Origin of the sequence: Pseudomonas sp. E6002 (assembly GCF_013385565.1) — a bacterium.
In the GTDB taxonomy this organism is placed as follows: Bacteria; Pseudomonadota; Gammaproteobacteria; order Pseudomonadales; family Pseudomonadaceae; genus Aquipseudomonas.
Window position 1 is genome coordinate 28865 of record NZ_JACAPT010000048.1, and the last position, 7813, is coordinate 36677.

A 7813-nucleotide genomic window follows, 5' to 3' on the forward strand; every position below is an offset into this window, starting at 1 on the left:
TTTTGCTCTTCAACACTCAAGCCTAGGCGAGGAGCCGAGTGGTGGGGCAGGAGCGTTTTGCTTACTTTTGACTGGGCCGGCATTCCGGCTTTTCGAAAGTGAGCGGAACCCATATCAGCCATAACAAAAATAACGGATATGTACACCACCCCAAAAAGCCCTACCGCAAGGGTCCCAAAACCTGCCGATACCGCTCCACCCCCTGGCCCGTCTCCCGCACCAGAACCACCTCGATCCCCAGCGGTTCCTCCTGCCGATTCCCACTCAACTGCCGCCACCCCTTGTCCCAAACCCGCACCTGCAAATCCCTGACCTGCCCAAGCACCACCACCGCATCCCTGGGCGCCGGCAGCGGATACCGATCCCGCGCCGGTGCAGCTGCCCGGTACAGCGTGTCGCCCTTGAGCCACCACCGCACCCGCTGCAACCCATCCCCAGGAACCGGCGCACTCCGGATCACCTCCAGCCGAAACCCCTTGCTGTCCGAACTCCTCACCGACACCGCCGCCAACCCGCCAGGCTTTGGCGCGTCTTCGCCAATCGGCGGCCCCAACTCAACCCCCGCGCGCAAGCTCACATCCAGCTGCATCTGGTTCAGCGCCCGCAACAACACCTCAGTCTGCTCACTGCTGGCCTGCAAATGCTGATCAGCCCGGGTCACGCTGTCCAACCCGCGCCAGGCAATCACACTGACCACCGCCATCAACATGATCGCCACCATCACCTCGATCAGCGTAAAACCCTTCTGGTCACTCATGACTCACCACCCGCAACAACCCCGCCGCATCCCGTTGCAGGCTCAGGCTGTATTGCCCATCCGACAGCACCACCCGCACCGGCGGGTTCACCCATTCAGCATCCAGCACCAATGTTTTCCCAGGCTCGATGCGCACCTGCATCGGCGCACTGTCCCAGGCCCGCGGACGCAGTTGCTGATCGCCGCTGAAGTTCTCCACTCCCAGCCCATCATCCGTCACGCGGCTGAAGCGAAATCCCTTGGCATCGGCTTTCCAGGTAATCGTCCGGCCATCGGCACGCGCCTCGGCCTGGGCCACCTGCAGCAATTGGCTCAAGCGTTCCGCGTCCTTGCGCAGCAGGTGCAGCGGATCAGGCTTGATGCTCAGGCTGATGGCCGCACTGGCGATGCCGATGATCACCAGCACCACCATCAACTCGATCAACGTGAAGCCCTGCTGTTTCATTTTTTGCTCCCTGATCAACCGCTGAAATAAAAAGGTGTGAATTGCCCTGTAGCCTGAGGCGACGGACAAACAGGAGGTCCCGCCCATGGCATTCATCCATCGTTTTTCACCCGCCCATGGCGTCCAGGCCGTGGCGTTGCTGGCGGCGCTGGCAGGGGTTGCGACCTGGACGCCGCTGTTGCTCACGTCGGCCGAGTCCCACACCCCGCAGGCCGCGCCCCAGGCGTTGGCGGCTCGCAGTGACAACCCCGCCGTGCAATGGTTTTCCAATACCCCGGCGGTGATGCAGATCAAGGTCTCCGGGGTGCTTGCCGGGGCGCGTGGGGCGGTGGCGATCCTCAGTCTCAACGACGGCCCGCCCCGCAGCTTTTTGTTGGGTGAACGCCTGAGCCCCGGCGTACGGCTGACGGCCATTGAAGGCGATAGCGTGGAGATCGAGCGCGGCGCGGAAAAAATCCGCGTGCCCCTCGACAAGTTGCCCGACGGGCCGACGTTGCCAAGCCTCATTCGGCAGTAATCGGGCGCTTCACCGGCGGGCGCCCCAGCAGTGTCTCCAGGCGTGCCAGGGGGGGCGCTTCCCGGGTGGCGTCCAGCACCTGCACGCTGACCTGGAACAGGCGCCCATCCGGCCCGTTGCTGATGGTCTGTTCGCAACGCAGTTTCAGCCGGCCCTGGTCGCAGTCGAACGTCTTGCGCCCGGTGCTCACCCGACCTTCCAGGCGCAGTTCCGCCATCCGGCCCTGGGCTGCCAGCAGCGCCATCGACTTGTCCCGCAGCAGGCCGTTGCTGGTGGTCATCAGCCCGGCCACGCGTACCGCCGCCGCCATGGCCACGGCGATGATCGCCAGTGCCACCAACACTTCAATCAGGGTGAAACCTTGCTCGTTGCGGGGCCCGCCCATGGCGTACTCAAAACCGGGAAACAGGCCCGCAGACTAGCCCCGGGAGTTGACCGATTGGCGACCAAAGCTCCCGAGGATTTTCAACATGACTGACATGTGTTCTTGCAACACTGCGCCACGAAATGCACTCAAGCCAAGGAATGTCGACATGGATATCGCACACTTCACGTCAGCGCGCAGGCAGCGCGGTTTCACCCTGATCGAGATCATGGTGGTCGTGGTGATCCTGGGGATTCTGGCGGCGCTGGTGGTGCCCAAGGTGCTCGACCGCCCCGACCAGGCGCGGGCCACAGCGGCCCGGCAGGACATTGGCGGACTGATGCAGGCCCTGAAACTCTACCGCCTCGACCACGGCTCGTACCCGAGCATGAACCAGGGCTTGAAGGTGCTGGTGGAACGCCCGGCCGATGCGAAAAACAGCAACTGGCGCGCCTACCTCGAACGCTTGCCCAACGACCCGTGGGGCAACCCGTATCACTACCTCAACCCTGGGGCCAACGGCGAAGTGGATGTGTTCTCCCTCGGCGCCGACGGGAAACCTGATGGTGACGGCGTGAATGCCGATATCGGCTCCTGGCAGCTGTAAGGCCGGCGATGAACAGCCATTCGCCTACAGCGGCGAAGCAGCGCGGCATGGCGATTATCAGCGCCTTGCTGATCGCCGCCGTGGTCGCGGTGCTTGCCGGCGCCATGCTCACCCGGCAAACCGTGTTCACCCGCAGCCTGGAAGCTGAACAACTGCGTATCCAGGGCCAATGGTTGTTGAATGGCGGCCTGGAAACCAGTCGCCAACTCCTGTGGGATGCGCGCCGTCAGGATGTATTGACCCGGCTCGATCAACCGTGGGCACGGCCCCTCGGCGGTGCTTTCGAGGGGCGGATTGAGGATGAGCAGGGCAAGTTCAACCTGCGCAATCTGGTGACCCAACAACACCCGGACGCCGGGCAATTGCAGAGCTTCGAACGCCTGTGCCAGTTGATCGGCATCGAGCCGGCCGTGAGTCGCCGCATCAGCCGGCGAGTGATCGACTCATACGACCAGCGCGAGCTCGGCGCCTCGCTTACCGGCGGTTTCAACAGCAGCCGGGATACCTCGCCCGGTGCCGCCGCGCCATTGATCCCGGCCAAGTACCCGATGTTGCGCAGCCTCACCGACCTCAGCGGTATCGAAGGCCTCGACCCGCGCCAACTGCGGCGCATGGCGAGCTATGTCAGCGTGCTGCCCGGCAATACCTGGGTCAACGGCAATACCGCCAGCGCCGAGGTACTCAGCAGCGTGGTGCCGGGGCTCAGCCTGTCCCAGGCCCAGGCACTGGTGGCCGAGCGCGACGGCGGGCGCTGGTTTGTCAATCGCGGGGATTTCGTCAACCGGTTGCGCATGCCACAAGTCGCGGTGGACACGGTGCAGGTGGGGATCACCAGCGAGTGGTTTCGCGTGTACGGCCAGGCGCGCCGCGAGCAGCGTCGGGTCACGCTGGAGGCGTTGCTGTATCGCCCAGAAGATCGTCAGCCCCAGGTGATCTGGTCGCGGGTGGGCGTATGAAGCGTTTGCGCATCGGCTTGCCGCCGCTGGATGAACTCACCACCGAGAGCCAGGTGCAGTTCGCCTGGCTGGACCGCGCCGGGCAGGTCAGCCAGCAGGGCGAGGGCCGCCTGGCGCAATGGGCGAATACCCAGGCGGAGTGTTTTCTGCATCCACGGGACAGCTTGCTGACCAGCCTGGAGCTGCCGCAATTGCCCTCCGCCAAGGTCGACGATGCAGTGACCTGTGCGGCCCAGGCACTGATCCTCGGCCCGCTGGAATTGATGCATGTGGCCCACGGTCCACGGGACAGCAGCGGCCTGGTGCAGGTCGGCTGGTTGCCCAAAAGCAGCCTTGAGCACCTGGGCCGGATAACGACCCAGCTGAAAATCAAAGTGCGTGGCCTGTACCCGGCGCCCTACGCGTTGCCGGTCAGCGGGCCAGCGAGCGCGGCCTTCTGCGACGGGCATTTGCTACTGCGCCATAGCCTGCAGCAGGGCGCGGTACATCCTCTGGGGCAGCAGGCGCTGGATGATCTGCTCGCCACCGGTGTCGATGTGCTCCATGTGGCCGACGATGCCCGTTGGAGCGGTACCGCGCCGGGCTGGGGTTTGCACGGTCGGCTCCAGCAGGCGGCAACCGGTGGCTGGGGCAGGGCGGCGGCCTGCACGGCGCTGGCGGTCGCCATCTGGGCCCTGGGCCTGAACCTCTACGCCGCCCGCCAGGTCGACGAAGGCCAACGCCTCAAGGCGCAGATGAGCCAGCAAGTACGCCAGGCCTTCCCCGAACTGCCGGTGATTCTCAACCCGCTGCAACAAGCCCGTCAGCAACTGGCCGCACGCCAGAGCGGCGCGGCGGCCGAACCAGGGCAGCGCTTTACCGGCTTGCTGGCGCTGGCGGGCAGCAGCCTGCCGTCCATGGCGGGCAGCGTCGAGAGCTTGAGCTACGAGCAAGGCCGCCTGCAGCTGAGTCTGCTGCCGGACGCCCGGACCCCGGCGCTGGCCGCTGACGCGCAGGCGCTGCTGGCCCAGGCCGGGTTCAGCGCCAGTCGCGACGACCAGGGCTGGACAGTCGGCCCGCTCACCGAGCGCGTTGAAGCCGATGCAGACGATGAGGCCGAAGATGAATAAGCGTTGGCAGCTTCTGCGCAACCAGGCCCAGGTGTTCTGGAACGGCCTGGCCATGCGTGAAAAACGTCTGTTGGTGGGTGCCGGCCTGGTGCTGGCGGGCCTGCTGACCTGGTTGCTGTTGATCCAGCCACCGCTGAAGAAAATCGACTACTGGCAAGCCGAAACCCCGAAACTGCGCAGCCAGGCCGAGGCCTTGCAGGTGCTGCTGCAAGGCGTCGCCCCAGCCCCGCGCAGCAGTGACCTGGAAACCGCCTTGCACCAGTCCCTCGACAACGCCGGGCTGCAGGGCCGCTATCAATTGCAGCCGCAGGACACCGGCAGCTGGCGCCTGACCTTCGACGACGCCCCGGCGGACGCGGTGATCGACTGGCTGCTGGCCAACCCCCGGCCGTTCTCCCTGGAAGTCTCTGCGGCCCGCCTGCAACGCGCAGGCGAGGCCACCCCTTCAAACTCGGCCGGCACCTTGTCCGGGACCGTTCGCATGGATCAGGCGCCTGGCGCTAAGGAAGCTTCATGAAGTGGTCATTGCCCAACGCTGCGCCTTATCGCAAGGTCGCCCCTTTGCTCTTGTTGGCGCTGGGAGCGTGCAGCAACCCCCAATCCTCCGCGCCGTTGCTGGTGGACAGCGAGCTTGGCCAACCCCTGGCCGACACCCGGCGCAGCGGCGACACACCACTGGACCGCCAGCGCGAAACCGTGCCGCCACCCCGGGTGCAACACCCGGTGACCAACAGCGCCCGCAGCCATGGCGCCGCACCGGCCAGGGCGCGCAACCCGCTGGGTGATCAACCGGTACAACTGAACTTCGTCGACGCCGATATCCAGGCGGTGGTGCGCGCCTTGTCTCGCGCCACCGGCCAGCAATTCCTGGTGGACCCGCGTGTCAAAGGCAACCTCACGTTGGTCAGCGAAGGCCAGGTACCGGCGCACCAGGCCTACGACATGCTGCTGGCGGCGCTGCGTATGCAGGGCTTCAGCGTGGTCGACGTAGGCGGTGTGGCCCAGGTGGTGCCGGAGGCGGACGCCAAGCTGCTGGGCGGGCCGATCTACAGCGGCGCCAACCCGGGCGTGCAGGGCATGCAGACCCGCACCTTCCGCCTGCAATACGAAAACGCGGTGAACCTGATCCCGGTGCTGCGCCCGATCGTGTCGCCGAACAACCCGATCAACGCCTACCCCGGCAACAACAGCATCGTGATCACCGACTACGCGGAAAACCTGGCGCGGGTGGCACAGATCATCGACGGTATCGACACACCGAGCGCCATCGACACCGACGTGGTGAAGGTGCAGAACGGCATCGCCGTGGACATCGCCGCCATGGTCTCGGAGCTCCTCGAAACCCAGGGCGCCGACCAGACCCAGAAGATCAACGTGATCGGCGACCCGCGCTCCAACTCCATCATCATCCGCGCCGGCAGCCCGGAGCGCACGGAACTGGCGCGCAACCTGATCTACAAGCTCGACAACGCCCAGAGCAACCCGAGCAATATGCACGTGGTGTACCTGCGCAACGCCCAGGCCGGCAAGTTGGCGCAGTCGCTGCGGGGCTTGCTGACCGGCGAGAGCGACTCCGGTACCAGTGATAATGCCCGTGGCAAGTTGAGCAGCATGGGCGGCAACACCCAGGGTGGCCAGGGCAGTACCCAGAACAGCAGCGGCACTCCCACCGGCAGCGGCACTGTCCAGCCCAGTGGTTACGGGCAGGACACCAGCAGCACCGGAGCCTCTTCCCCTACCGACCAGAACACCGCGTTCAGCGCCGGTGGCGTGACGATCCAGGCGGACGCCACCACCAACACCTTGCTGATCTCGGCGCCGGACCCGCTGTATCGCAACCTGCGGGAGGTGATCGACATGCTTGACCAGCGTCGCGCCCAGGTGGTGATCGAGAGTTTGATCGTCGAAGTGGGCGAGGACGATGCCAGCGAGTTCGGGGTGCAGTGGCAGGCGGGCAACCTGGGCGGGAAGGGGGGCTTTGGCGGGGTGAACCTGGGGGGCAGCGGCTTGAATGGAACCCCCACCAGCAAGACCAGCATTGATGTGTTGCCCAAGGGTTTGAACATCGGGCTGGTGAATGGCTCGGTGGACATTCCGGGGATTGGCAAGGTGCTGGACCTCAAGGTGTTGGCCCGGGCATTGAAGAGCAAGGGCGGGACCAATGTGTTGTCGACGCCGAACCTGCTGACCCTGGATAACGAGGCGGCGAGTATTTTTGTGGGGCAGACGATTCCTTTCGTCACGGGCAGTTATGTGACCGGTGGCGGCGGGACCAGCAATAACCCGTTCCAGACGGTACAGCGGGAGGAGGTGGGGCTGAAGCTGAACGTGCGGCCGCAGATTTCCGAGGGGGGGACGGTGAAGCTGGATATTTATCAGGAGGTCAGCAGCGTCGACACGCGGGCTTCGGTGGATGCCGGGACGGTGACGAACAAGCGGGCGATTGATACGAGTATTTTGCTGGATGACGGGCAGATCATGGTACTTGGCGGGCTGTTGCAGGATGGGTATAGCCAGAGCAATGACGCGGTGCCCTGGTTGTCGGATATTCCGGGGTTGGGGGCGTTGTTCAGGAATGAAAAACGCAGTGTGACGAAGACTAATTTGATGGTGTTTTTGCGGCCTTACATTATTCGTGACGGCGGGGCGGGGCGCAGTATTACGCTGAATCGCTATGAGTTTATGCGCAGGGCCCAGGGTGGGTTGCAGCCGGAGCATAGCTGGGCGATGCCGGATGTGCAGGCGCCGCAGTTGCCTTCGGTGGATAAGGCGATTCCCGGGGGGCAGGGGGTTAGGGCGGTGATTCGGGCGGTGCCGCGGTGATTTGGGTTTTGGATGGGGGGCATATCCGTTGCTGCGGTAACGGCCACCTATGGTTCCGCTCTTACAGCGGGTCACTTTTGGCAAACGCCCCAAAAGTAACCAAAAGGTCTTTGCCCCACCACTCGGTGCCTCGCTTAGGCTCGGCATGCCCGCACTCCGGCCCGGTTCCGCGGGCCGCCGCGACGGGCCATCCATGGCCCGGCGCGGCTAAATCGGCATCCTTGCCGATTTACCC

Annotated in this window: 9 protein-coding genes; 6 read left to right on the forward strand and 3 right to left on the reverse strand. The window is 64.8% G+C overall.

Features of this window, described 5'->3' with window-relative positions:
• Positions 1-160: 160 nt before the first annotated feature.
• Both HX815_RS29670 and gspH read right to left on the reverse strand, forming a co-directional pair.
• Entirely contained in the window at positions 161-757 is a 597-nt protein-coding gene (locus tag HX815_RS29670) for a type II secretion system protein GspJ (RefSeq protein WP_177029388.1), read from the reverse strand.
• Positions 750-1202, reverse strand: coding sequence for a type II secretion system minor pseudopilin GspH (gene gspH / locus HX815_RS29675; RefSeq protein ID WP_177029389.1), 453 nt, complete (start codon positions 1200-1202; stop codon positions 750-752). The genes HX815_RS29670 and gspH overlap by 8 nt, the downstream gene beginning before the upstream one ends.
• 85 nt (positions 1203-1287) lie before the next feature.
• Here gspH and HX815_RS29680 point away from each other — a divergent pair, with 85 nt between their 5' ends.
• The gene (locus HX815_RS29680; protein ID WP_087695374.1) at positions 1288-1719 is read left to right on the forward strand and encodes a type II secretion system protein N; all 432 of its coding nucleotides are present in this window, start codon (positions 1288-1290) and stop codon (positions 1717-1719) included.
• Here HX815_RS29680 and gspI read toward each other — a convergent pair.
• The gene (gene gspI / locus HX815_RS29685) at positions 1706-2104 is read right to left on the reverse strand and encodes a type II secretion system minor pseudopilin GspI (RefSeq protein ID WP_177029390.1); all 399 of its coding nucleotides are present in this window, start codon (positions 2102-2104) and stop codon (positions 1706-1708) included. The genes HX815_RS29680 and gspI overlap by 14 nt on opposite strands.
• Positions 2105-2252: 148 nt before the next feature.
• On the opposite strand from gspI, the gene gspG reads away from it, so the two are divergent.
• Genes gspG through gspD form a run of 5 tightly spaced genes read left to right on the forward strand, consistent with a single transcriptional unit; the run spans position 2253 to position 7578 of the window.
• A complete protein-coding gene (gspG, locus tag HX815_RS29690) occupies positions 2253-2690 on the forward strand; it encodes a type II secretion system major pseudopilin GspG (RefSeq protein WP_003218660.1) in 438 nt (145 codons plus the stop codon).
• A gap of 8 nt (positions 2691-2698) precedes the next feature.
• Complete coding sequence (gspK, locus tag HX815_RS29695) at positions 2699-3646, forward strand: type II secretion system minor pseudopilin GspK (RefSeq protein WP_177029391.1); 948 nt, start codon at positions 2699-2701, stop codon at positions 3644-3646.
• On the forward strand, positions 3643-4755 hold the full coding sequence (gene gspL, locus HX815_RS29700) for a type II secretion system protein GspL (protein ID WP_177029392.1): 1113 nt from the start codon (positions 3643-3645) through the stop codon (positions 4753-4755). Before gspK ends, gspL begins: the two co-directional genes overlap by 4 nt.
• On the forward strand, positions 4748-5272 hold the full coding sequence (gene gspM / locus HX815_RS29705; RefSeq protein WP_177029393.1) for a type II secretion system protein GspM: 525 nt from the start codon (positions 4748-4750) through the stop codon (positions 5270-5272). Before gspL ends, gspM begins: the two co-directional genes overlap by 8 nt.
• On the forward strand, positions 5269-7578 hold the full coding sequence (gene gspD, locus HX815_RS29710; protein ID WP_177029394.1) for a type II secretion system secretin GspD: 2310 nt from the start codon (positions 5269-5271) through the stop codon (positions 7576-7578). Before gspM ends, gspD begins: the two co-directional genes overlap by 4 nt.
• Positions 7579-7813 lie beyond the last annotated feature (235 nt).

Coding starts and splice junctions, on each gene's coding strand:
- HX815_RS29680 (WP_087695374.1), top strand. CDS start 1,288: ATGGCATTCATCCATCGTTTTTCACCCGCCCATGGCGTCCAGGCCGTG.
- gspK (WP_177029391.1), top strand. CDS start 2,699: ATGAACAGCCATTCGCCTACAGCGGCGAAGCAGCGCGGCATGGCGATT.
- gspG (WP_003218660.1), top strand. CDS start 2,253: ATGGATATCGCACACTTCACGTCAGCGCGCAGGCAGCGCGGTTTCACC.
- gspL (WP_177029392.1), top strand. CDS start 3,643: ATGAAGCGTTTGCGCATCGGCTTGCCGCCGCTGGATGAACTCACCACC.
- HX815_RS29670 (WP_177029388.1), bottom strand. CDS start 757: ATGAGTGACCAGAAGGGTTTTACGCTGATCGAGGTGATGGTGGCGATC.
- gspI (WP_177029390.1), bottom strand. CDS start 2,104: ATGGGCGGGCCCCGCAACGAGCAAGGTTTCACCCTGATTGAAGTGTTG.
- gspM (WP_177029393.1), top strand. CDS start 4,748: ATGAATAAGCGTTGGCAGCTTCTGCGCAACCAGGCCCAGGTGTTCTGG.
- gspH (WP_177029389.1), bottom strand. CDS start 1,202: ATGAAACAGCAGGGCTTCACGTTGATCGAGTTGATGGTGGTGCTGGTG.
- gspD (WP_177029394.1), top strand. CDS start 5,269: ATGAAGTGGTCATTGCCCAACGCTGCGCCTTATCGCAAGGTCGCCCCT.